At 38.3% G+C, this 24833-nt stretch carries 24 protein-coding genes; 19 read left to right on the forward strand and 5 right to left on the reverse strand.

Features of this window, described 5'->3' with window-relative positions; genetic code table 11:
- Positions 1-284 precede the first annotated feature (284 nt).
- The 8 genes from ACIFOT_RS11370 to ACIFOT_RS11405 all read left to right on the forward strand — a co-directional run bounded on the left by ACIFOT_RS11370 (position 285) and on the right by ACIFOT_RS11405 (position 8168).
- Positions 285-1250: a nuclease-related domain-containing protein gene (locus ACIFOT_RS11370; RefSeq protein ID WP_430064589.1), complete on the forward strand. Its 966-nt coding sequence runs from the start codon at positions 285-287 to the stop codon at positions 1248-1250.
- Positions 1251-1313: 63 nt separating this feature from the next.
- The gene (pdaA, locus tag ACIFOT_RS11375) at positions 1314-2072 is read left to right on the forward strand and encodes a delta-lactam-biosynthetic de-N-acetylase (protein WP_430064590.1); all 759 of its coding nucleotides are present in this window, start codon (positions 1314-1316) and stop codon (positions 2070-2072) included.
- A 69-nt stretch (positions 2073-2141) separates the two neighbouring features.
- Complete coding sequence (locus tag ACIFOT_RS11380; RefSeq protein ID WP_430064591.1) at positions 2142-2306, forward strand: hypothetical protein; 165 nt, start codon at positions 2142-2144, stop codon at positions 2304-2306.
- 77 nt (positions 2307-2383) lie between these two features.
- Complete coding sequence (locus ACIFOT_RS11385) at positions 2384-3244, forward strand: DNA-3-methyladenine glycosylase family protein (RefSeq protein WP_430064592.1); 861 nt, start codon at positions 2384-2386, stop codon at positions 3242-3244.
- 15 nt (positions 3245-3259) lie between these two features.
- On the forward strand, positions 3260-4639 hold the full coding sequence (gene rlmD / locus ACIFOT_RS11390) for a 23S rRNA (uracil(1939)-C(5))-methyltransferase RlmD (RefSeq protein ID WP_430064593.1): 1380 nt from the start codon (positions 3260-3262) through the stop codon (positions 4637-4639).
- A gap of 262 nt (positions 4640-4901) precedes the next feature.
- Positions 4902-5885: a tRNA dihydrouridine synthase gene (locus tag ACIFOT_RS11395; protein WP_430064594.1), complete on the forward strand. Its 984-nt coding sequence runs from the start codon at positions 4902-4904 to the stop codon at positions 5883-5885.
- Between the two features lie 768 nt (positions 5886-6653).
- Positions 6654-7811, forward strand: a complete 1158-nt coding sequence (locus tag ACIFOT_RS11400; RefSeq protein ID WP_430064595.1) for an NlpC/P60 family protein — start codon at positions 6654-6656, stop codon at positions 7809-7811.
- A gap of 129 nt (positions 7812-7940) precedes the next feature.
- Complete coding sequence (locus ACIFOT_RS11405; protein WP_430064596.1) at positions 7941-8168, forward strand: hypothetical protein; 228 nt, start codon at positions 7941-7943, stop codon at positions 8166-8168.
- Between the two features lie 55 nt (positions 8169-8223).
- On the opposite strand, the gene ACIFOT_RS11410 is transcribed toward ACIFOT_RS11405, so the two are convergent.
- Positions 8224-9006 carry an acetoacetate decarboxylase gene (locus ACIFOT_RS11410; protein WP_430064641.1) on the reverse strand — a complete coding sequence of 261 codons (783 nt, stop codon included), beginning with the start codon at positions 9004-9006 and terminating at the stop codon, positions 8224-8226.
- Between the two features lie 252 nt (positions 9007-9258).
- Here ACIFOT_RS11410 and ACIFOT_RS11415 point away from each other — a divergent pair, with 252 nt between their 5' ends.
- Positions 9259-9948 (forward strand): CoA transferase subunit A, encoded by a 690-nt coding sequence (locus ACIFOT_RS11415; protein ID WP_430064597.1) that lies wholly within the window; start codon positions 9259-9261, stop codon positions 9946-9948.
- Between the two features lies 1 nt (position 9949).
- The gene (locus tag ACIFOT_RS11420) at positions 9950-10654 is read left to right on the forward strand and encodes a 3-oxoacid CoA-transferase subunit B (protein ID WP_430064598.1); all 705 of its coding nucleotides are present in this window, start codon (positions 9950-9952) and stop codon (positions 10652-10654) included.
- A gap of 42 nt (positions 10655-10696) precedes the next feature.
- Here the strand turns inward: ACIFOT_RS11420 and ACIFOT_RS11425 are convergent, their stop codons facing one another.
- The 4 genes from ACIFOT_RS11425 to ACIFOT_RS11440 all read right to left on the reverse strand — a co-directional run bounded on the left by ACIFOT_RS11425 (position 10697) and on the right by ACIFOT_RS11440 (position 14398).
- Complete coding sequence (locus ACIFOT_RS11425) at positions 10697-12187, reverse strand: peptide MFS transporter (RefSeq protein ID WP_430064599.1); 1491 nt, start codon at positions 12185-12187, stop codon at positions 10697-10699.
- Positions 12188-12456: 269 nt separating this feature from the next.
- On the reverse strand, positions 12457-13533 hold the full coding sequence (locus ACIFOT_RS11430) for a GIY-YIG nuclease family protein (protein WP_430064600.1): 1077 nt from the start codon (positions 13531-13533) through the stop codon (positions 12457-12459).
- 99 nt (positions 13534-13632) lie between these two features.
- Complete coding sequence (locus tag ACIFOT_RS11435; protein ID WP_430064642.1) at positions 13633-14004, reverse strand: DoxX family protein; 372 nt, start codon at positions 14002-14004, stop codon at positions 13633-13635.
- Between the two features lie 91 nt (positions 14005-14095).
- Positions 14096-14398, reverse strand: a complete 303-nt coding sequence (locus ACIFOT_RS11440; RefSeq protein ID WP_430064601.1) for an EthD family reductase — start codon at positions 14396-14398, stop codon at positions 14096-14098.
- Positions 14399-14641: 243 nt separating this feature from the next.
- Here ACIFOT_RS11440 and ACIFOT_RS11445 point away from each other — a divergent pair, with 243 nt between their 5' ends.
- The 9 genes from ACIFOT_RS11445 (at position 14642) to aroD (ending at position 24642) form a co-directional block, all read left to right on the forward strand.
- Entirely contained in the window at positions 14642-15406 is a 765-nt protein-coding gene (locus tag ACIFOT_RS11445; RefSeq protein WP_430064602.1) for a MerR family transcriptional regulator, read from the forward strand.
- 128 nt (positions 15407-15534) lie between these two features.
- Positions 15535-17151 carry an acyl-CoA dehydrogenase family protein gene (locus tag ACIFOT_RS11450; RefSeq protein WP_430064603.1) on the forward strand — a complete coding sequence of 539 codons (1617 nt, stop codon included), beginning with the start codon at positions 15535-15537 and terminating at the stop codon, positions 17149-17151.
- A gap of 216 nt (positions 17152-17367) precedes the next feature.
- The gene (locus ACIFOT_RS11455) at positions 17368-18381 is read left to right on the forward strand and encodes an ABC transporter ATP-binding protein (RefSeq protein ID WP_430064604.1); all 1014 of its coding nucleotides are present in this window, start codon (positions 17368-17370) and stop codon (positions 18379-18381) included.
- Entirely contained in the window at positions 18362-19330 is a 969-nt protein-coding gene (locus ACIFOT_RS11460) for an ABC transporter ATP-binding protein (RefSeq protein ID WP_430064605.1), read from the forward strand. Before ACIFOT_RS11455 ends, ACIFOT_RS11460 begins: the two co-directional genes overlap by 20 nt.
- Before the next feature lie 52 nt (positions 19331-19382).
- On the forward strand, positions 19383-20999 hold the full coding sequence (locus ACIFOT_RS11465) for an ABC transporter substrate-binding protein (RefSeq protein WP_430064606.1): 1617 nt from the start codon (positions 19383-19385) through the stop codon (positions 20997-20999).
- A 70-nt stretch (positions 21000-21069) separates the two neighbouring features.
- Complete coding sequence (locus ACIFOT_RS11470; RefSeq protein WP_430064607.1) at positions 21070-22077, forward strand: ABC transporter permease; 1008 nt, start codon at positions 21070-21072, stop codon at positions 22075-22077.
- A 12-nt stretch (positions 22078-22089) separates the two neighbouring features.
- The gene (gene nikC, locus ACIFOT_RS11475) at positions 22090-22989 is read left to right on the forward strand and encodes a nickel transporter permease (RefSeq protein ID WP_430064608.1); all 900 of its coding nucleotides are present in this window, start codon (positions 22090-22092) and stop codon (positions 22987-22989) included.
- A 327-nt stretch (positions 22990-23316) separates the two neighbouring features.
- On the forward strand, positions 23317-23835 hold the full coding sequence (locus ACIFOT_RS11480; RefSeq protein ID WP_430064609.1) for a shikimate kinase: 519 nt from the start codon (positions 23317-23319) through the stop codon (positions 23833-23835).
- A 42-nt stretch (positions 23836-23877) separates the two neighbouring features.
- On the forward strand, positions 23878-24642 hold the full coding sequence (gene aroD / locus ACIFOT_RS11485) for a type I 3-dehydroquinate dehydratase (protein WP_430064610.1): 765 nt from the start codon (positions 23878-23880) through the stop codon (positions 24640-24642).
- Positions 24643-24833: the final 191 nt, after the last annotated feature.

Consider the following 24833-nt stretch of genomic DNA (forward strand, 5'->3'; position numbering starts at 1 on the left):
CCTAAAAATTGTAGAATATCACCACAAATTTGTAGGATGATCTAGTGTCTGGATTGAATTTATTTGGCAATTGTAGAATGGGACTGTAAATTTGTAGAATAACCAGAAAGTTTTGTAGAATGTACTCCAAATATTGTAGAATACCACCACATATTTGTTGGATGTCCTAGCATTTATTTTTAGAATTTGATCCGACAAAATATATTCACAAATGCTGATATTTATAAGTAGGTATTCGTTAATTTTCGTTGAAATATTATGTTAAATTGAAAGGAGGAGTTGCTTTGTTCCGAAAAGATCTAACAATCCCAAGGGCTTTACTTCAAGCAGAGGCGGCTGAAAGACGAATAATTGAAAATCATATTATGATGCCAGAAATTAAGAAGAAAATAAAAATACTTAGGTCGGGCTACAATGGAGAAAAAACAATTAGACATTATCTTGAACAAATCCCTGATAAAAAGTACCTTATTTTTCAAGGTCTCCGCTTTCCCGTAGGAAATACCTTCTTCCAAATTGATGCTCTTCTATTATCTCCAAAAAACATTCTCATGTTTGAAGGAAAAAATCATTCAGGAACTTTACGAATAGGTAAAAATCAAATGATTCATGAGAATTGTGACATAAGAGAAATTTATGAAAACCCAGTATCTCAAGCGATTCGTCACAAAATATTGTTAAAAAACTTGCTGGAATCCAACAATATTCCAAAAGTTCCAATTGGATTTTTTGTCGCCGTTTGCCGTACATCTACGGAAGTAATTATCGAACCTGGCTACAAAGAAGCAGAAGAAAAAGTTTGTAGGGCCTATGATATATTAAATAGGATTGCCGTCACTGAAAAATCTTTTACAGAGGAGATATTCAATAAAAAACAAATTGAAAAAGTAAGCCAACTTTTATTAACCAAACACACACCAGAAATCAGCAATATATTAAAGCAAATTGGAATAAATAAATCTGATATAAGGCCGGGAGTCCAATGCCCACTTTGCTTATTTATTCCAATGAGTTACGACAGGCAAAAATGGATTTGCCCGAATTGTCAATGCATATCCAAGGATGCATTTTTACAAGCTATATATGACTATTTTCTGTTAATTAATCCTCACATAACGAATCAGCAATTATGTTGGTTTCTTAAACTTCCTACCCCAAGGGCTGCTTCATACATATTTTCTTTATTAAATTTCCCGTATACTGGAAATAGCAGGGGCCGCACCTACCACCAACCTCACCCATTTCCTTAATCTGCTAATCATCTTTTCCCTTCAAAAACAAACAATATAACAAACAAAATAGGGGGAGCATGGATGAAAAGATTTATTGGCAGCATAATGGTGCTGTTTTTACTTGTGCCGGCTTCAGCCAGCGCTGCGGTTTCTAGTAAGCCCATCCACTGGGGCTTTAAAAAAGCTGTGGACGAGCAGCCGGCAGAAGCAGGCCCAGAATATGATGAACTGCTAGCGAAATATGGGGCTTTTTATAAGGGTAGTCCAAACAAAAAGACCTTGTACCTTACTTTTGACAGCGGCTACGAGAATGGATATATGCCAAAAATTCTTGATGTGTTAAAGAAAGAAAAAGTACCTGCTACCTTTTTTGTGACAGGACATTTTTTAGAATCACAACCTGAGCTTACAAAGCGAATGGTAAATGAGGGACATATCATCGGCAACCATTCCTACTATCATCCCGATTTTACAGCGGTAAGTGATGAGAGGATCCGCAGAGAGCTTCAAAAAGTTAAGGAAAAAACAAAAGAAATAACAGGACAAAAAGAAATGAAATATTTACGCCCTCCGCGAGGGACTTTTAGTGAAAGAACATTGCAGATTGCGAAAGAGGAGGGCTTTACGCATGTATTTTGGTCGTTGGCCTTCGTTGATTGGAATGTAAATCAGCAAAGGGGCTGGCAATATGCATATGACAATATTATGAACCGAGTCCATCCCGGATGTGTGATCCTGTTACACTCCATTTCCAAGGACAACGCCGACGCCCTTGAAAAAGCCATCCAAGACCTGAAAAAGAAAGGCTATAAATTTAAAAGCCTCGATAAATTAAAATGACCGAATTTCGCTTGAAATTCGGTTTTCTTTTTTCGTAGTGGGAAATTATTATAGAAGGAGTTTTTTGTTATGTGGGATATAGATGAATTAAATACTAAATCTTGGTATGCTTTATTAAAACATAGGATTTTGGAAGTTACATGTATGTTAATTGGAGATGAAATATATACCAAAGAGAATGCGGCGGATGCTTTAATGAGAGTAATTTATTCAATTGAGGAAATGGAACCATGATTTTTGAACATATTCTTTACGGATATTAAAAAGTTCATGCTATAATACGGGGTAAAATAACAAAGGATGGATCTCCTGTGTGGCAAGAAACAATCCAAATTGATGGTCCTTATAATTTTGATAGTGTATTACAAAGACATGCGTCAGATCCATTAAAACAGCTAGACTTAGAAAAACGAACAATAAGAGTTCCAACCGCTATCGCCCAAAAAGCACAGGTAGTGGATATAACGGCGACAGGGACAACGAATCAGCCAGCCTTCGTCCTAAACGGAAAAACTGACAAAGAAGCGGCAATCAAAAGGGTGTCTGAAATTTTTCAATGGAATGTTCCATTGGATAAAATCCACAACCATTTTCAACAAACGGACCTCAAGGAAATATTCAACCTGTTCATCGGAACACCCCTTGTGCTTGATTTCGACCTGTTTGGGAGTCTTATCAAATGTATTATCCACCAGCAGATTAATATGACCTTTGCCTATACCCTTACTGAACGATTTGTCAAAACCTTCGGCTATGAAATCGATGGTGTATGGTTTTTCCCAGAGCCTGAAATCGTAGCTAGCCTTCAAGTGGAACAATTGCGCGAACTGCAGTTTAGCGGCAGGAAGGCAGAATATATCATAGGAATCGCAAAAGAATTCACCGAAAACGGATTAAGTCTAGATGTTTTGAAACATCAACCCGATGAAGCGATTTTTGAACAACTAACAAAAATCCGGGGCATCGGCAGGTGGACAGTCGAAAATTTCCTCTTATTTGCACTTGGGAGGCCGAACCTTTTTCCGCTTGCGGACATTGGAATTCAAAATGGATTGAAAAAGCTCTACCAGCTTGAGAAAAAACCAACCTTTGAGGAAATGGGACGTTATAAACAGGGCTGGGAGCCCTATTTAAGCTACGCTTCCTTTTATTTATGGAGAAGCATCGAATAATTTGGAGTTGAATTTATGAAGACCGAGCAAAGTATTAAAATTGAACCAAAACAGACCTTCCCGCTGACCATCAAAAGACTTGGCATCAACGGTGAAGGCGTCGGATATTATAAAAAGCAAGTCGTGTTTGTGCCTGGGGCACTTCCGGGTGAAGAAGTAGTCGTGGAAGCTACTAAGATTCACCCCAAGTTTGCAGAGGCAAAGGTTAAAAAAATCCGTATCCAGTCACCAAACCGGGTAAAACCGCTCTGTCCGGTTTACGATCAGTGCGGGGGCTGCCAGCTTCAGCATTTGCACTATGATCAGCAGCTTAAGGAAAAGCGCGATATCATTATCCAAGCGCTTGAACGCCATACAAAGCTCAAACCCGAAAGCCTTGATATCCGTGAAACAATTGGCATGGAAAACCCTTGGGGCTACCGTAATAAAAGTAGCTTTCAAGTCGGTGAAAAAGGGGGCAAGGTCCTTGCGGGACTTTATGGACTTAATTCCCATCAATTAATCAATATCGAGCAATGTGCGGTCCAGCATTCACATACAAACGAAGCGACAGCCAGGGTGAAACAAATTTTAGAGGAATTACGGATACCTATATACAATGAAAAAACAAGAAAGGGAATCGTCCGAACCATTGTTACCCGTGTTGGCGTTCAAACAGGTGAAGTTCAAGTTGTATTAATTACTTCGCAAAAAGAGATGCCGAAAAAAGAACTTATCATTCAAGAAATCCAAAAACGGCTGCCAAACGTCAAATCAATCGTTCAAAATATAAATGGAGAAAAAACCTCACTCATTTTTGGCGAAGAAACTCATAACCTAGCTGGTGAGGAATTTATCCAAGAAACATTAGGCGATCTGCAATTCGAGCTTTCGGCGAGAACTTTCTTCCAGCTGAATCCTGTTCAAACAGTAAAGCTATATAATGAAGTAAAAAAAGCAGCGGCCTTGACAGGCAAGGAAAAAGTAGTCGATGCTTATTGCGGTGTCGGGACTATCGGATTGTGGCTTGCAGAGCAGTCAGCAGAAGTCCGCGGGATGGATATCATTCCTGAATCTATCGAGGATGCTAAGAAAAATGCAAAACGTCATGGATTCACTAATACAAAATATGTCCCGGGGAAAGCGGAAGAGGTCCTTCCAAAATGGGTAAAGAAAGGCTGGAAACCGGACGTTATTGTCGTCGACCCGCCAAGAACAGGGCTGGACAAGCAATTATTGCAAACCATTTTACAGGTGAAACCGGAAAAGCTGATTTATGTTTCTTGCAATCCGTCAACCTTAGCTAAGGACATTCAAACCTTAAGTTCAAGATATGAAGTAAAATATGTCCAACCGGTGGATATGTTTCCACATACAGCACATTGTGAAGCGGTCGCGCGGTTGGAGTTGGTATAATAGAAAAGCAGTTGATATAGAAAAAATCTATACAATCTGCTTTTTTGTTTATAAAAATACCATTCAGGACCGATTTTCGTTAAAATAAACATTGCCTATTTTCACAATAGTTTTTCACAAATTATTAATGTCCAAATGTACTTGTGTTTGATAATAAATTATTAAGCATGATATAAGTGTAAAAGAAGTGGAACATTTGGCCTAATATTTCTTAAACCGAGAGTTTGATGTTGTATCCATAGTGAGAGGATTTGAGTTTGAAATGATAGATAATTTTTGGCGTGATTTACCACGACCATTTTTTGTACTTGCACCAATGGAAGATGTGACAGATGTTGTTTTTCGTCACGTAGTAAGTGAAGCCGGCCGACCGGATGTATTTTTCACAGAGTTTACAAACTCGGATAGCTTTTGTCATCCAGAGGGCATGAAAAGTGTGCGTGGCCGTTTGATTTTTACAGAAGATGAACAGCCAATGGTGGCACATATTTGGGGGGATAATCCCGAAAATTTCCGTCAAATGAGTATTGGCATGGCAGAGCTTGGATTTAAAGGCATCGATATTAATATGGGCTGCCCTGTACCGAATGTGGCATCGAGAGGGAAGGGTAGTGGCCTTATTCTGCGTCCTGACGTTGCGGCAGAACTTATTCAAGCAGCAAAAGCGGGCGGACTGCCTGTCAGCGTGAAAACACGACTTGGCTATAAGGAGGTTCAGGAGTGGGAGGAGTGGCTAACGCATATTTTAAAACAGGATATTGCGAACCTTTCTATTCATTTACGTACAAGAAAGGAAATGAGCGAAGTAGATGCGCATTGGGAGCTAATTCCGGAAATCAAAAAATTACGTGACCGTATCGCACCTAATACGCTACTAACAATCAATGGAGACATTCCTGACCGTCAAACTGGGCTGCAGCTTGCTGAACAATATGGTATTGATGGCGTTATGATCGGACGAGGTATTTTTAAAAATCCTTTTGCTTTTGAAAAAGAGCCAAAAGAGCATAGTAGTAAAGAATACCTTGATCTTTTAAGACTTCAGCTTGATCTTCAAGATCAATATGCGGAAGTATTGCCACGTTCAATCACAGGGCTTCATCGCTTTTTCAAAATTTATGTCAAAGGATTCCGAGGAGCTGGTGAATTAAGAAATCAATTGATGAACACGAAATCAACAGATGAAGTGCGTGCATTGCTCGATAACTTTGGGTCAAAGAATCTTGATGGAATAGGGGAACAGTAGAAGTGCCCCAATTTCAAGGTAAAAGCAAAGTAGAACTTTAAACACTTATTTTAAAGGAAGGCAACTAACCCTTTTGGGCGTTGCCTTTTTTCGTTTAGGGCTGTTTAGCTTTGTGTGTACCATAGTATTGTGAACTAATTATAGTTTTCGCTGCAGATATTCCTTATTTTGTAACATTTTTATTTATCAAATGGTAGTATGATAATTATGTGAAGGGTTTCACAATTATATTTTGCAGGGGAAGAGGCGATATGTCATGTTCTCTAGAAATAATACTATCGTGTTAGATTTGTATAAACATTATTCGTCACAAGAAGAGTTAAGTCAGGTTGTGGTTCACGATCTGATAGAGAGAGGAAAAGAGTGTAAAAAATTAGATAACAATACTTTTTTAGTAAATAACAAAAACTACACTTTTTCAGAAAGAATGTATCCTATACGTGGATTCATCGTAAGGCAAGCAGTATTAAAGAAGATAAATTAACATCTGAAAAGAAGATTTAAAAATAAATAAAAAATTTAGCCCATTCTTTAAGGAACGGGCTTTTTATGTTGATAGGATATTAGTTCTAATTAGACAAAGGATCAATCCCAAAATTACTCGACATAATCCGTTAAACTTCGGGTCGTGACAGGAAACTTTTTCTACATAAAATTACAATTATATTACATTAGCGACAGATTCATTGTTTTTCGGCCAATTGAATTATAAACTAGGAATATATTAGTATTTTGATTAAATGATAGGTTACAAAAGGAGTTTTTGTGATGATAAAGAAACTATTAAAATATACAGTATCGGCTGCCGTCCTTGCCTCAATGATACAAGTAACACCAACATTTGCTAGTCCAAAAGATTCACAAGTGACACAAGGACAAATCGATGAGACAAAAGGACAAATCGATAATTTTGAAACGAAGATTCAACAATTAGATGATCGAATCAGCCTTTCAATGGAGAAAAGCCAAAAGCTAAACGATGATATTAAATCACAACAAGGAAAAATAGTAGATACAGAGGCTGACATTGAAGAAGCCAAAAAGTCATTAGATAATCACAAAAAGGTCTATTCTGAACGGCTGAAAAGTATTCAATTAGAGGGGAAACAATCACTCGCTGCATACGCAGAGCTTTTACTTTCTTCTCAAAACCTTTCTGAGTTTTTAACCCGTTTCACAGCTATTTCGACGATTATGGAAAGTGACACTGCCCTGCTGAATGGTTTAAATCAAAAAGAACAGGAATTAAAAAATGCAGAGCAAAAATTACATAACGAATTAGACAAATTGAAAAATAGTCAGGCTGAATTAGCTTCTGCACAAAAAAAGATTGAACAAGATAAACAAGAAATAGCAATGGAATTGGCGGCCGCCAAAAACAAATTGCAAAACCAACAGGATCAACTGGCTGAACAAAAGGCTAAGCAGGAGGCGGAGCGTCAGGCTCTTTTAGCCCAGCAGCGAGCACAGCAAGCACAGCAAGTACAACAAAAGGCTAAACCGCATACTTCAGTAAGCAAAGGTACAAAATCATCAACGCCAGCTTCTGTCGCAGCCATTCCAAGTAGCTCAGGGGATGCAAGCGCAGTTATTGCTTATGCTAAACAGTTTTTGGGTGTCCCTTACGTTTGGGGCGGAACAACACCAAGCGGTTTTGATTGCTCTGGATTCACTTCATATGTGTTTAGAAATGCAGCTGGCATTAATCTTCCAAGAGTGTCCCGTGACCAACAGAATGTTGGAACGAGAATTTCCCCGAGTCAAGTACAGCCGGGAGATTTAGTATTCAGGGGTAACCCTGCCTATCATGTAGGCATTTATATTGGTAATGGACAATATATCCATGCCCCGCAAACAGGTGATGTTGTGAAAATTGCTAAATACGATTCATCAAAATTTTCGAGTGCTGCTCGAGTATTGCGATAATATTATCCCAAAAAGCAAAGGAATCATAATCGATTTCTTTGCTTTTTTGCATTAAAAATTAAAATTTGGAACAAATGGATATCCATGAATAGATTTGAAAAAAATAATGGGGAAAAGGAGGCTATTCCTATGGATTTAAATTTTTTTAATAAAAAAAATGAGGAACAGGAAACACTTGAAAAAGTTCTAGAACATTCAATCGAAGTGGAAGAAGATTTGATGAGGACCTATTTGATTACAGCAGAAAGGGTTCACGACGATGATGAATTAAAAGAGCGGTTAGAAAACTTTGCCGAAGGAAATGCGAAAAGGACAAAACAGCTCCTTGATGAGCTGAACGATAGAAAAGAGAATTAAAATGGATGAGGACCCTTACATCAAAGTAGGGGTCCACTTTTTTTTAACTAACGATTTATTTTTGACTAATTAATTCCTTCTTCTCAACGGACTGCTCTGCCGCAAGATAGTCATGGACAACTTTAGTACGAGGCAAAGAAAGGTCAGTGAGAATATGCGATGCCGACACAATCTCGAGCACTGGTAAATCAGCCATTGGTGCAAGTGCATGAGCAAATAGCTGCAAGCGGGCAGGGGAGGTCCAGGCGCCTTTAATCGTGATATCTGTAATTTCGCCGCGAACCAGCTCACAAATCCTCGGTTTCCCATCCTGGCCTCGAATCAGCTTTAGCATAAAATAGGGTTTACAAATTTCTTCTCGGGCCTGCTCTAAATCAATTTGCTGGTGCTTATATCCCATAGTAGCGGTGGCCACTCTTAATGTCCCATAATCCAACGTTCCGACTAACGTATCTGAATCTATGTAAAGATTTGGTTTTCCAAGTTTTTTCGGGTAAGCCCCAACTTCTCTTCCTGCCGCAATTGCTGGATGGTTATCCACGTACATGGAGTGAACATAGTCCCCTTTTTCGCCGTTGAAACCTACAGGGATGACTTGACCAGACTCCGTGTAAGAGCCTAAGCCGGTTACGTCCGGCATGCGGATAACCTCGAACTTAACAAGCGGTTCATCAATCTCTAATGGCTCTGGAACAATTTTTCTCAATGCTTCCATATCCGTACGATAAATAATGTTCAAATATTCCCGGTTATTAAACCGATACGGTCCACGCGGAAATGCTGGAGCATCTAATGGTGTTGAGATTTGCTTAGCTACTTGATCTAGTTTCATTTTAATTTATCCTTCCTTTGATCCCGGGTCAAAACTCGGAGATAATATTATTTGTTAATGGTCTAAATGAAAAATAAATTTAGACTAAAGAAATGCCGAAATAAAAGGGAAACACAATCAGAATAAAAAAGAAATTTGTCGAAATTTTTTTCAAAAATTATTTAGATAATAACAATTGACAGAAAATTTATTATTTTGTTTAATAATAGCATACCAACCGGTCAGTATCAATACAAAAACAACAACAAAGGAGAATGGATGATGAACGCTACAAGTAATCAAATTGAAACACATGTCCAATTCTTAACCGCTGAAGAAGCTGTTAAACAAATTCCTGAAGCTGCTAAAATTATGGTGGGTGGTTTTGGCTTTCCCGGGATGCCTAGATACCTATCGAAGGCACTAATAAATAAGACTAACCTACATAACCTTACCCTTATCATGAACAGCCTGGGGAGCGTATCTATCCTAAATGATTTGTTCGTTCAGAACCGTATTAAAAAAGTGATTGGCAGTTTCTTTTCAACCAATAAGGAATTAGTAAAGGCTTATCGTGAGGGTGATGTTGAGATTGAGCTGTTACCTCAAGGTACGTTTACTGAAGCTATTCGACTGGGAGGAGCGGGGATTCCAGCTTTTTATACTCCAACTGCCGCAGGTACGGATTTGGCAAAAGGGAAAGAAATTCGTGTCTTTAATGGCCGCGAACATGTTCTTGAACAATCTTTAACCGCTGATGTAGCAATCATCAGAGCACATAAAGCAGATAAGGCCGGAAACCTTGTCTACAAAAAAACAGCTCAGAATTTCAATCCGGTAATGGCGACTGCCGCGAAGCTTACAATTGTAGAAGTAGATGAAATTGTTGAAATTGGTGAACTTGATCCAGATACAATCGTTACACCATTTATCTTTGTGGATATCGTTGTGAAAAGGGAGGAAATTTGAAATGAGTGATTCAATTAAGCACTACATTGCATGGCGCTGCGCACAAGAATTAAAATCAGGTGTTGTGAATCTCGGAATTGGAATTCCTACTTTGGTTGCCGATTATTTACCGAAGGGAAGAATCACCCTGCATTCTGAGAATGGTATTCTTGGGGTTGGACCGGAGCCAGGGCCAGATGAGATCGTTCAAAATGTTGATCAAATGGATTTGGTAAATGCTTCAGGTGTACAACCGATTACGGCCTTGCCCCATGCTTCCTTCTTTGATAGCTCTCTCTCTTTTACGATCATGCGAGGAGGACATCTGGATGCTACTGTAATTGGTGCCCTGCAAGTATCTGAAGGCGGGGATATTGCAAGTTGGGCTGTGCCAGGAAAGGATGTTCTCGGTGTGGGTGGTGCAATGGATCTTGTCATTGGAGCAAAACGAGTAATCGCGGCAATGACTCATCTTTCACCTAAAGGAGAACCAAAGATTCTTCAAGAGTGTACCTATCCTCTTACTGCTAAAAATAGAGTGGATACCATTGTCACCGAATATGCGGTATTCAAATTCCGTGAGGGACGTTTATGGTTGGTAGAATTGGTGGATGAACTTACGTTTGAACAATTGAAGGAAATGACACCTGCTTCCTATGAAATTGCGGAGGATTTTCAATGGGTGCAAAGAAAAGAATTAATAGAAAAAGAGCTTGTCTTAAAATAAACAAAAGGCTGTTGATTCGCTCAACAGCCTTTTATCTTTTAATTAACGTACACCTTTCATGAAGCTTTGAATCTTTGGTGATAGAATAAACAGGATAATACCAAGGACAATCGAAGCTCCACCGATTACACCGAAGTATGTCATTTCGGTTTCAGGTGTATAGAATTTAACAATTTGTGCATTAAGAGCTTGTGCAGCAGCACTTGCTAAGAACCATAAACTCATCGTTTGTGCTGAGAAGGCAGCTGGTGCTAATTTTGTAGTTGCTGATAACCCAACAGGTGATAAGAGTAATTCGCCAAATACGCAAATTAAGTAACTTAAAACAAGCCATAATGGGTTAACTAATGAATCTGTACCGCCAAGGTAAGCAGGTAAAAGTATAACAAGGAATGATACGCCAGCGAACAATAATGATAACGAGAATTTCTGCGGGATCGTTGGTTGACGTTTTCCTAATTTCACCCAAATTGCTGCAAAGATAGGTGCAAAAATAATAATAAATAATGGGTTTAAAGATTGGAACCATGCAGGAGAAATATGGATTCCTGCAAAGTCTAACTGTGTGCGTGTATCCGCATAACTAGCAAGGATCGTTGAGCCTTGCTCTTGAATTGACCAGAACATTACAGCTGCAATAAATAACGGAATATATGCAATGACACGTGAACGTTCTACTGCTGTTGTTTTAGGGCTGCGGTACATAACAATGAAATACATAGTAGGAATCAAAATACCAAGAATCGTTACTAGATTGATAAAGCTCTCAAATGTTAACATCCCCATTGAAATTAAAACAACAATTAAAACTGCAATAATGACTGCACTTAATCCAATAATAGTGAAAACTTTTTTCTTTTCATCAGGTGACAATGGATTATGAACCACTGTACCAGCAAGGCCTAGATTCTTTTTCTTTGTTAAAATAAATACGATTAATCCTAAGAACATCCCTACAGCAGCAATACCAAATCCTAAATGGAAGCTGTAATCCATAACGGATCCAACGATTAACGGTGATAAAAATGCCCCTGCGTTAATCCCCATATAGAAAATAGTAAAACCTGCATCACGGCGATTGTCTTCTTCACTGTACATTTCTCCGACAACTGTCGAAACGTTTGGCTTCAGAAGTCCTGTTCCAAGGACGATTAATACCATCGAAACGAAGAACATTGAAACGCTTCCTGGTATGGCAAGAACGATATGACCGAACATGATCAAAATTCCACCGTAAAAAACGGCTTTTGACGTACCGAAAATTCTGTCAGCTAACCAACCGCCGATAATTCCGGACATATAAACGAGTGAACCGTAAATGGACATAATGGAAAGAGCGAGGGTTTTATCAATCCCCAATCCGCCTTTGGATACTTCGTAGTACATATAGAATACAAGGATGGCTCTCATTCCATAATACGAAAAACGCTCCCAAAACTCAGTAAAGAACAGTGTAAATAATCCTTTCGGATGTCCAAAAAAACCCTTTTGAGGTACACTGTCCACAATTTTCTGTCTATTCAAGTCTGACATCTTACTACCTCCCTTTTTTACTATTTTATAATACTTTTTTTGTTTAGAATCGTCAAAAACTTTTTTTGGAAATAAAAAATGTAAACGTTTTAAATGCTTGATATTAGCGGGTTTTGAGGATATTTACGCTGAAAAGAAAGTTTTTTTGAAATAATATTTTTTTTCGGAAAAATAGAATTTTCATTTAAAAGAACTCTTAGGAAAATTAATTATATTTCGAGGATTCTGAAATAAAAAAAGCCCTTGGTTTCTAATTACTAAACCAAGGCTCAAACATAATGAATAATTAGTTCATTAAGGGCTTCATCTATTAAGGTTCGTTTTTCAGATTCAAGCCAAATTTCGGGGATAATTTTATAGCTGCAGTTTTCGCTCATTAAATAACTATATATAATTTGTGCTTCATCAAGATCATTTTTGCTAACTTTCGTGGGAGAAGTGGATGGATTAAAATTCGTTAATATTTTTTCTTTAATGCTCTGAAGATGTTCAAGACCATTTGTACATCCTAAATGATACTTTTCGCTAAATAAAACTTTATTTCCCTTAATAAAAAAGAGTTTAAAAGTGGAGTCATTTAACGATTCCCTGACAACTATAGTTTTATTTTCTTCGGTAAACTCAATGACTTGCTCCTTATATATAATAGGGTTTATAGCATCTAGCATGTTCCGATATTTTGCCGCAGTTTCAAAATCAAATTGTTCGGAAGCAGTAATCATGCTCTGATTTAGTTCTTCAAGTATGCTAAAGTCGGTGCCGCTAAGTAAATCGATTATTTTGTTTATAATGTTATCGTAATGATCGAGCGCATGTCCTCCAAGACACATGCCAATACATAATCCTAAGGAATAGTTTAAGCATGGACCATTTTTCATAAAAGGTTTACTGCAGCTTATTTTAAAAGCTTCTTTTAATCCTTGAATGGCTCTTTCTGTCGTGTATTTGTTAATAAAGGGACCAAAATATAGATTTTTGTCATTATCGATAATTTTATCTGTTACTTCTAGTATTTGATGACCATTATCCATTTTAATAACGATATAGGGATAGGATTTTGGACTTTTCATCTTTCTATTAAATATTGGTTTCATTTCTTTTATTAATTTACATTCCAGCATGAAGGCTTCAAATTCTGTATCTGTAAGGATATAGTCAAAATCGTTTAAGTTTGCCATGAGCTTTTTTATTTTTTGTGGATGAGCTTTTATGTTTTGAAAATAAGATTGTACTCTTCTCTTAAGATTTTTTGCTTTTCCAACATAAATGATGTGGCCTTGGGAATCTTTCATTAGATAAACCCCAGGGGTTAAGGGCAGGTCCTTTACCTTTTCTTTTATATTCAAATGCATTCCCTCTCTAAGTAATAACTTGATAGAAGTTATTTTAACACAATAAAAAACCAAATTGCTGTTAACAATCTGGTCACTTCTTGGATTGAATGTTCAATTGGGATACCTTTTATATAGATAGAAGAGTAATACTATCATCACAATATCTAATCTCGCATTAAAAGCAAATTGCAATAGACCGATATTCAAGGTTGGCAGTTTTGTTAATATAAGAGCGGCAATCATAATTCCAATTAAAGGAATTACTGCATTTTTAACTGCTTTATTAAGCATGATTAAAAGTCCGCAAACAATTTCTAGTAAGATGACAACCTTTAATATTATGTGAGGATAGGGTAGCCCTAAACGGAGAAAACTACTTGCTAGTTCAGCACTCATTAATTTCATAAGTCCAGATGTAATAAATACAAAGGCTACTGCAAATCGAATAAGACTGCTTGATGAAAACGAAGTATAAATGAGAATCCCCCCTTAAACATAAATGTATGCAAAAGCTGGGACAATCCATTACGGAAAAATAAAAAGATCCTATTTTTTTAGGATCTTTCCTTCGCTTCTAATCTACTAAGATAATTACAGGCGGTTTATTCAAGAATTGCATAAGATTTAATACATCTCCTTGCACTTCACGACCCTCTGGAGATGCAAGTGACTGACCTAAAGTCTGTGGATCATCAAAATGAAGCTCAGCTAAGAGAAATAAATCTTCATTCGTATTTTGAGCTTGTAAAACGTGATGAATTTCTGCCCCTTTAAGATTAGGGATTTTTTGCACTAAAGGTATATGTACATTGTAGTAATACTTTTCAAATCCCTCTTTATCTTTTGGTTGATTATACATAACAATAACCTTTGCCATAACCCTGCTCCTTTCAAAATTCTAAAGTATTTTATTCCTAATAACATATATAAAGGGGAAAAAGTCCTAGTATTATCAAAACTGTTCGACAAATATTTCTTTTGTTGGTGCCTGACACCGTCCGTGGACATTTGTCCACGAGTGGTGTCAGGCACCATTTTTTTTAAAAAGAAAATTAGGCATAATAATGATTGACATTGACGCTGCGTGAAGGTATATCGTTAGCTATGAGGAGATGATCGAATGGAATATACAGTGCAAAAGCTAGCAAATCTCGCGGGTGTCAGCACCAGAACGCTCAGGTATTATGATGAAATTGGAATTCTTAAGCCGGCAAGAATCAATTCGTCAGGATATCGAATTTATGGGCAAACGGAAGTGGATAGACTCCAGCAAATCCTATTCTACCGAGAATTAGGAGTGGGCTTGGACAGCATTAAAGAAATCGTTACGGCTCCTTCCTTTGACAGAGCAAAGGCACTCAGAGAACATCGCGAGAAGCTCCTCGAAAAGCGGGTTCAATTAGATTTATTAATTACTAATGTTGAAAAAACTATAGCATTATCAGAAGGGAGAATGAACATGTCAAATAAAGAAAAGTTTGAAGGCTTTAAGAAAAAAATGATAGATGATAATGAAAAAAAGTACGGAAAAGAAATTCGTCAAAAGTACGGAAATGACACGGTTGAAAAGTCAAATGCAAAATTGCAGAATATGACCGAGGAACAGTATACGGAAGTGTCAAAACTAGCAGAACAAGTCCAAGAAACCTTAGCTGAGGCTTTTAAAACAGGTGATCCTGCAGGGGAGCTGGCGCAAAAAGCAGCTGAACTTCATAAGCAATGGCTCACTTATTATTGGCACGAATACAGCAAAGAAGCCCACGCAGGACTTGGACAAATGTATGTCGATGATGAAAGATTTACTGCCTACTATGATAAAGAACAGCCAGGGACAGCAGAATTTTTAAGGGATGCTATCCTCATTTATACTGGATTGAAAAAATAGACAGTAAAAAGACTCTGTAAATGTCCCAACATTACAGGGTCTTTTACTTTTTGATTAATCGTCACTTTGCCTTTATAATAAATACTGAAAATTATGAAATTTTATCCAAAAAGGGAGTGTGCCATTCAATGAACCTAGCTTCCCAAGAAACTGAAACACGAGGAAAAAATACGTATTCTTTTGATGAATTCTTAGCAAAACGTGAAAATCTTGACTGGTACCGTGATGAACCATTTTTGCAAAAAGCAGTAAGAAAATTTACAGGGTCCCAATTTGAGAAACTCCATGAAACCATTCTCTCTTTCTCACCTACTGTTTCTACGAAATGGAACCATTTAGCTGAACGAATAGCAAGACCAGAAGTTAGGCCATATATGCTTCATTATGATGCTTTTAATCATCGAATTGACCGCATTGTCCGGCCTATGGAAGTCCATCAATTAGAACGCGAGGTATTTGGGGAAGGACTATTTTCTAGCAAAATGACTCATTGGGAAAGCTTTGTGAAGCGAATGCTGACTCACCAAATTGGCGAAGGCGGAGTTACCTGCCCTTTAACATGTACACATGGATTAATAGCTCTGTTAGAGCAATTTCCGAATGAAGACTACCCGGAACTTCAAGAAATTTTGCAGCATACAAAAGAAGGGGGAGACGGCGAATTTGCGATTGGCGCCCAGTTTATGTCAGAAATTCAAGGCGGTTCGGATCTGCCAGCCAATGTTCTTGAAGCGGTTCCTGATGGAAAGAATTATCGTCTATTTGGAAATAAGTTCTTCTGTTCTGCGGCCCATGCGGATTATTCCGTTGTTACTGCCAAAATCTCTGGGACAGATAAAGTATGTACATTTATTGTTCCTGCTTGGCTCCCTGGCGATAAGGAAAAAGAAAAACGCAATGGATACGAAATTAACCGGATAAAATGGAAGCTTGGTACCGCCGAATTGCCGACTGCTGAAATTCAATACAATGGGGCATTGGCCTATCCGATTGGTCCTAAGGATAAAGGAGTTGCAGTCGCTGTTGGCATTGTTTTGACCTTATCCCGACTCGAGATCGGCATTGCCTGCGCAGGATTTATGCTGCGGGCATCAAGAGAAGCCAGCCTTTACAGCGATTTCCGAACCGTTTTTGGAAAAAAAGTAAATGAATACCCGCTTGCGGTGAGCAAGCTGAAACGAATCGAAAAAGCTGCTAAGCGTACAACTGCCGGTGCTTTTAAAATCTACGATTTGTTTTTGCGTTTAGAAAAACCTCTTAATCCGGGCATAAAATCAGATCTTCCGATTGAAACCAGAAAACAATTGTTTAACTTACGTGAACTTATTTTATTGCAAAAAATTTGTGCCACCAATGAAGGTGCTGAAATATTAAGAGAGACCATATCAATGTTTGCCGGGCATGGGGTAATGGAGGAGTTTTCTTCTTTGCCGCGAATTTTTCGTGATGTCGTCGTTAATGAACAATGGGAAGGCCCGCGCAATCTACTATTAACGCAAATTTATCGTGATCTCCAAAGAGTGGCAGACTGGTATTCTCCTAGAGAATTTGTGAGCAGTGTATTAAAGGGGGCAAATCCAGATTCAATTAAGAAATTCTCTGAACAGCTGGAGCATTTACTGCAAAGTCCTGTTTTAGAAGAAGTTAGCGAAGCTTCAATCCAAGCAGCGGCTGAATGGGATACATTCTGTGATTTCTTCTTCAAAGCCTATCAGGAAGTTGCACTAAAAGAAATCGAACAATAGAATTTTAAAAAAATAAATGAAGCCTGTCACTTATTGGAATACGATGGTGTCAGGCTTTTTTTAAAGCGCTTACATATGTGGAAGCGTTGGATAAAAATTTAATCATTGACAAGTTTCAATAAAAAAGCAAAAATAATTATATATTGAATAGTTATAAAATTTATTATTTTAAAATATTTCCATTTAATCAGAAAATACTATTAGGTAGGTGTAAGTGTGATCAAAGAACCTATTCTTCAAATAAAAGACTTAAAGGTATCATTTCAGTCTGGGAAAAAACTTTTACCAGCAGTTGATGGTATTAGTTTTGAATTAAAAGAAGGAGAGATCCTTGGAATTGTAGGAGAATCAGGGAGCGGTAAAAGTGTTACATCCTTAGCTACAATGGGGCTAATTCCTTCCCCTCCAGGTAAAATCGAAAAGGGTGAAATAATTTTCGAAGGAAACGACCTAAAAAACATATCCGAAAAAGAATGGCGAAAAATCCGTGGAAATCAGATTTCGATGATTTTCCAAGAGCCGATGACTTCCTTGAATCCATTATTTACGGTTGGAAATCAACTGTTGGAAGCAATTCGATTACATACTGATCTATCAAAAAGAGAAGCAATAGTTCGAAGCATCGAACTATTAAAGCTGGTGGGGATTCCAAGGGCAGAAGGAATACTAAAGGAACACCCGCATCAGCTGTCAGGCGGAATGAGACAAAGGGTCATGATTGCCATGGCGATGGCCTGTAATCCAAAGGTATTGATTGCGGACGAGCCAACAACGGCGCTCGACGTTACGATTCAGGCACAAATCCTGGCATTAATGAAGGATTTGAATAAAAAAACAAATACCTCCATTATTCTGATTACCCACGATTTAGGCGTCGTGGCGGAAATTTGTGAACGTGTCATTGTTATGTATGCCGGTCAAATTGTGGAGCAGGGTGATGTCAGAAGAATATTAAAGGACCCACAGCACCCTTACACAAAAGGTTTATTAAAATCAGTTCCTGACTTAAGAGGAAAAAAAGACCGTCTTTACAGTATTCCGGGAACCGTTCCGACACCTGGGACTGTCCATAAAGGCTGCCGATTTGCCGCAAGATGTGCAGAACAAATCGGGAGATGCCATGTGGAATCACCAGATTTATATCATTTGGAAAAAGACGGACATGAAGTGCGATGTTTCCTACATACATTGAAGGAGGAGAGTAACCAGCATGTCAGAATTACTTCTTGAGGTAAATGGACTTAAGAAATATTTCCCAATCACTGGTGGTGTTTTTGGAAAGAAACAAGGGGAAGTCAAAGCAGTTGATGATGTTTCTTTCTATGTAAAAAAAGGAGAAACATTGGGCATTGTAGGCGAAAGCGGTTGTGGAAAGTCAACAACAGGACGGCTGCTCATGCGCTTGATTGAAGCGAGTGATGGACGAATTGTTTTTGAAGATAAAGAGATTACAAGAATGTCGAAAACAGATTTAAGAAAGATCCGCAGAGATATTCAAATGGTGTTCCAGGATCCCTATGCTTCATTAAACCCAAGGCATTCGATTGAGCAGATTTTAGAAGAACCGTTGATCGTCCATGGAATTGGGACAAAGGAAGAACGAAAAAAACAGGTAAAAGAAATGCTTGAGGTAGTAGGTTTAAGCAGCTACCATGCCAAGCGATATCCGCACCAATTCAGCGGCGGACAGCGTCAGCGGATCGGAATTGCCAAAGCATTAATGACAAAACCAAAGTTGATTATTGCTGATGAACCTGTATCTGCACTAGATGTTTCCATCCAGGCACAGGTTCTTAACCTAATGAAGGACATTCAAGAAGAATTCCAACTTACATACATATTTATCGCCCATGATTTAGGTGTAGTGCGTCATATTAGTGATCGGGTAGGCGTAATGTATTTAGGCAGATTAATAGAATTAGCTGAAAGTGAAGAGCTTTATGAAAATCCAAAGCATCCATACACGAAGGCACTCCTTTCGGCTGTACCAATACCAGATCCAGAATTGAAGAAAAAAACAATTTTAATTGAAGGTGAACTGCCAAGCCCGGCAAATCCTCCTTCAGGCTGTGCTTTCCATACTAGATGCTCTCAAGTAATGGATATTTGTAAAACGGCGAGACCTGCGGAACAAGATCTTAACGGTCATTATGTTGCCTGTCACTTATATAACAAGTGATAGCCAGCATTCATGATAAATAAAAAAAAGATTTAGGGGGTAAAAATTGCTTATGAAGAAAAAGTCTTTTAAACTGCTGTTGATTTCTCTATTGGCCATCAGCATGTTTTTAGTTGGCTGCAGCAGCAAAACAAATAATGAAGCAGGCGGAAAGAAAGATCCTGCTACTAACAGCGGTTCCAAAAAGGATACACTAGTTTATGGCCGCGGAGGAGATTCTACTTCTCTTGATCCTATCACAACTACTGAAGGTGAAGCTTTCAAAGTAACAGAAAACATTTATGAAACATTGCTGCAGTACGGTGACCAAGATACAACAATTAACCCTGGACTTGCTGAAAAGTGGGAAGTTTCTCCTGATGGATTAACTTACACCTTCCATCTTCGTCAAGGAGTTAAATTCCATGACGGTACTGATTTCAATGCAGATGCGGTTGTATTTAACTTTGATCGCTGGATGAACGGCGATTCTGACAAATTCCCTTATTACACAATGTTTGGCGGATATAAAAAAGATGAGGGCCACGTTATTAAAGAAGTAAAAGCAGTCGATGCGAATACAGTTCAATTTGTATTAAAGCGTCCACAAGCTCCGTTCTTAAAGAACTTGGCGATGTCTCCATTCGGAATTGCCAGCCCGACAGCTGTGAAAAAATGGGGCGACGATTTCAGAAGCCATCCGGTTGGAACAGGGCCATTCAAATTCGTGGAGTGGAAACAAAATGATACCATCACTCTTGAAAAGAACCCTGACTACTGGCAAAAAGGTCTTCCTAAGTTAAACAAAGTTATTTTCCGTGTAATTCCTGAAAACACTGCACGTCTTAATGCTCTTGCCAACGGCGAGATTGACGTGATGGATGGATTAAACAATTCAGATGAAGCAACTGTTAAAGGAAACGACAAGCTACAAGTTATTGAGCGTCCTTCTATGAACGTTGGTTATATTGGTTTAACAACCACTCGCAAACCATTCGATAACAAGCTTGTTCGCCAAGCTATCAACTATGCTATCGATAAGAAAGCGATCATTGATGCATTCTATGGCGGCAAGGCTCTTCCAGCTGTCAACCCAATGCCTCCTTCCATTGAAGGATATGACAAAGACATTCAGCCATACCCATATGATTTAGAAAAAGCAAAAGCATTATTGAAAGAAGCTGGCTACGAAAAAGGATTCTCAATTGATTTATGGGCAATGCCTGTAGCACGTCCATATATGCCAGAAGCTCAAAAGGTTGCTGAGGTTATTCAAGAAAGCTTGAGCAAGATTGGTGTTAAAGCAAAAATCCAATCCGTTGAATGGGCAACATATTTAGACAAAGCCGCTAAAGGCGAGTTTGATATGTTCATGCTTGGATGGACAGGCGACAATGGAGATCCAGATAACTTCTTATACACGCTTTTAGACAAAGATAGCATTGGAAGTAATAACTACTCTTACTATAGCAGTGATGCACTGCATGATGTATTAATTAAAGCTCAGACTGAATCTGATCAAGCAAAACGTAACGATCTTTACAAGAAAGCTCAAGAAATCATCCATGAGGATGCTCCATGGGTACCGCTTGTTCACTCTACACCATTGTTAGCAGCTTCTAAGGATGTCGTAAACTATTTACCACACCCAACTGGTTCTGAAGCATTAACAAAAGTAGATTTTAAATAATCATTTGTGAAAGGGGAGGGAGCATTGCCTCCCCTTTTGTTAACGAAAATGTTAAAAAGAGGTGATAAGCTTGTTTACATATACGGTCCGACGCTTGTTTTCATTAATACCAGTATTGTTTGGGATGACTCTAGTTGTTTTTGGTATTATTCATGCCATCCCGGGAAATCCTGCACAGGTTATCCTCGGTCAAAGGGCAACAAAAGAAGCCATAGCCGTATTATCGAAACAACTGGGGTTGGACAGGCCTTGGTACATACAATACGTGGATTATATTAATAAACTATTGCATGGGGATTTAGGGACTTCACTCCGGACAAGGGGTCCAATTAACCATGAAGTATGGCCATTTTTAGCTGCCACAATCGAACTCACAGTAGTTGCCATGCTGATTGCTATCATCATTGGTGTGAATGCAGGGATTATTAGTGCTTGGTTTTCTAAATCCTGGTTCGATTATGTCGCAATGGTCCTAGCCCTAATTGGGGTTTCACTGCCGATTTTCTGGCTTGGCTTAATGATGCAATGGGGATTTGCAAATGAATTAGGCTGGCTGCCGACAACTGGAAGAGAAGATGTCAGGGATCCAGTCTCGGCCATTACTAATCTCTATTTAATAGATACGTTCATACAGGGAAGGTTTGACCAATTTGGTACCGTTATCAAGCATCTGATACTGCCAAGCTTTGCTCTTGCAACCATTCCAATGGCGATTATCGCAAGAATGACACGTGCAACGATGCTTGAAGTTATGAGAGCTGACTATGTAAGAACAGCTAGAGCAAAGGGTCTTAGGATGTTTTGGGTGGTTTACAAACACTCTTTAAAAAATGCTGTTATCCCAGTTCTTACTGTAATTGGTTTGCAAACAGGACTGCTATTAGGCGGTGCGATTCTAACAGAAACAATCTTTGGCTGGCCGGGGATTGGACGGTATTTATATGATGCGATTGGATATCGCGATTATCCGGTTATTCAATCCGGGATATTAATTATTGCAGCAATCTTTGTCCTAATAAATTTAATCGTGGATCTATTATATGTTTTTGTTGATCCAAGAATTAAATATACGAAATAGGGGGGATTACCAGTGGCTGAACTTGCAAAAAACACAGCGGACATCACTATGATGCCTGCCGAAGAAAAGCTGACACCTCCATGGAAGGAGGCGTGGCAATCCTTCTATAAAAATAAATTAGCCGTGATTGGCTTAGGGATTGTCCTCTTTTTTATTATTTTAGCCATCGCCGCTCCTTGGGTGGCACCATATAGTTTTAAAGGTCAAGTATTGACTGAGCGGATGCAGGCTCCATCTTCTAAGCATTGGTTCGGAACAGACGACTTTGGCAGGGATATTTTTTCGAGGGTTGTATATGGAGCAAGGATTTCTTTATGGGTTGGTTTTTTCTCTGTTTTGGGCTCTGTTGTTATCGGAACTTTTCTAGGTATTGTGGCTGGATATTATGGACGCTGGATTGATAATATCATATCTCGTATCTTTGATATCATGCTAGCTTTTCCGAGTATTCTTTTGGCGATTGCGGTTGTGTCTATCCTTGGACCATCGTTGCAAAATGCCCTTATTGCGATTGCGGTTATCAATATTCCAAACTTTGGCCGGCTTGTCAGGTCAAAGGTGTTAAGTGTAAAGCAAGAAGAGTATATTATGTCAGCCCGTGCAGTTGGAATGAAAGATGGAAGGATACTTTTCCGTCATATTTTACCGAATAGTATTTCTCCGGTAATCGTTCAGGCAACTCTAGCGATTGCGACTGCTATTATCGAGGCAGCTGCCCTTGGTTTTCTAGGATTAGGTGCTCAGCCTCCTACACCAGAGTGGGGGAAAATGCTGGCGGATTCAAAAAACTACATTACCCAAGCTCCGTGGACATTGATTTTTCCAGGTCTCGCCATTATGCTGACCGTCCTTGGATTCAACTTAATGGGCGATGGTCTTCGTGATGTTCTAGATCCGAAAATGAAACAATAAACTTTGAGACTCCGTGTGGGGTCTCTTCTTTTTTGGGCAACAATATCATTTGTAGAATGGGCTATTAAATTTGTAGAATGTATCTTTTTAATTGTAGAATGTTCCTTAAGAATTGTAGAAAGTATTGCTAAATTTGTAGAATGCATTGGCAAATGTAGAATGTACCTTCAATTTTGTAGAATGTAGGCGTAAATTTGTAGAATGTACCCTAATAATTGTAGAAAGTATCCACAAATTTGTAGAATTCTTCAGCTTTAAGGCTTATAATTGTAAAAAATTCAGAAAAATCACTTTAACGTATTGCTTAGTCGTAGGGGGATCGAAAAATTGAATATTGATCGTGAAAATAGTATTGTGTTTATCGGATTCATGGGTGCTGGAAAAACAACGATAGGTAAACTAGTAGCAGAAAAACTGAATCGAGAATTTATTGATATTGATGAAGAGATTGAAAAGGAATTTAATATGCCTGTAACGCAGATTTTTAAAGAATTCGGGGAAAAGGCATTTAGAGATAGGGAAAAAAGTTTAATTACTAGTTTGAGTCAACAAAAGAATTTAATAATTTCTGTTGGTGGGGGAGCATTCTTACAGGAGGAGATTAAAAAGGTTTGTTTATTCTCCTCTATAGTAATATTTCTAGATATATCTTTTGAGAGTTGGAAGGAACGAATAAGCCAAATTATTGATAGCCGGCCAGTTTTGCAAGGAAAATCAATTGAGGAGATGCAAGAGCTGTTTAACAATAGGCAAAAAGTTTATGCAGATCATCATTTCAAAATTCAAACCGATAATAAAAATCCGGTGGATATTGCAAACCAAATCATAGAAAAAATTCTGAATTAGTAAGATAAATCGCTTTCGAGGTATTCAAGGAGTGGGTTTTTTATGAAAAAAACAATAACTATTAAAGGTCTTACAATTGGGGAAGGGACACCAAAAATCTGTACGCCCATGGTGGGGAGGTCAGTATCAGAATTAATAGATGAAGCAATACATATTAAAACAATTGATGCAGATATTGTTGAGTGGCGGGTCGACTTTTTTGATGAGGTAGAAGATTTTTCAAAGGTAAAAGAAGCTCTTGAGGAAATCCGTGGTATCTTGCCTAATGTTCCGCTAATCTTTACATTTAGAAGTGAAAGAGAAGGTGGAGAAAAGGAATTAAGTAATCAAACCTACTTAGAATTAAACAAAGCAGCTGTGGAAACTAGATTGGTTGATATCATTGATGTTGAGCTGTTATATAATGAAGGTATAATTAAATCCTTAATTGAAGCAGCTCACTTAAATGGTGTGTTCGTCATCATTTCTAATCATGATTTTGAAAAGACACCTTCTAAAGAGGAAATCGTATCTCGCCTACGAAAAGCTCAAGAACTCGGAGGCGACATTCCGAAAATAGCTGTAATGCCTAAAAGTACTTCAGATGTTCTGACCCTATTAGATGCCACTTGTTCAATGTATGAACATTACGCTGACAGACCGATTATTACCATGTCGATGGCTGGTCAGGGTGTTATCAGCCGAATAGCAGGTGAGGTGTTTGGATCTGCAATTACTTTTGGAGCTGCCAAAAAGGCATCCGCACCTGGACAGGTTCCAGTAAATGACTTACGCAAGGTCTTGGAAATCCTACAATCAAATTTATGAATATTAGAATGAAAGAAAGTGCCCAGCCTGGTCCTTTCTTTTTTTTGTTGAGCACTGCATAATAATTGTATAATCTTACAAAATGAAATGAAAGCGTTTTCAAAAAATAATGGTGTTATTTTCAGTTAAAACAGAAAATTAGGCAATTTAATTATTGAATAATTATATAAGTGGATGTATAATAATTCATT

The organism is Neobacillus sp. NRS-1170 (assembly GCF_050468025.1).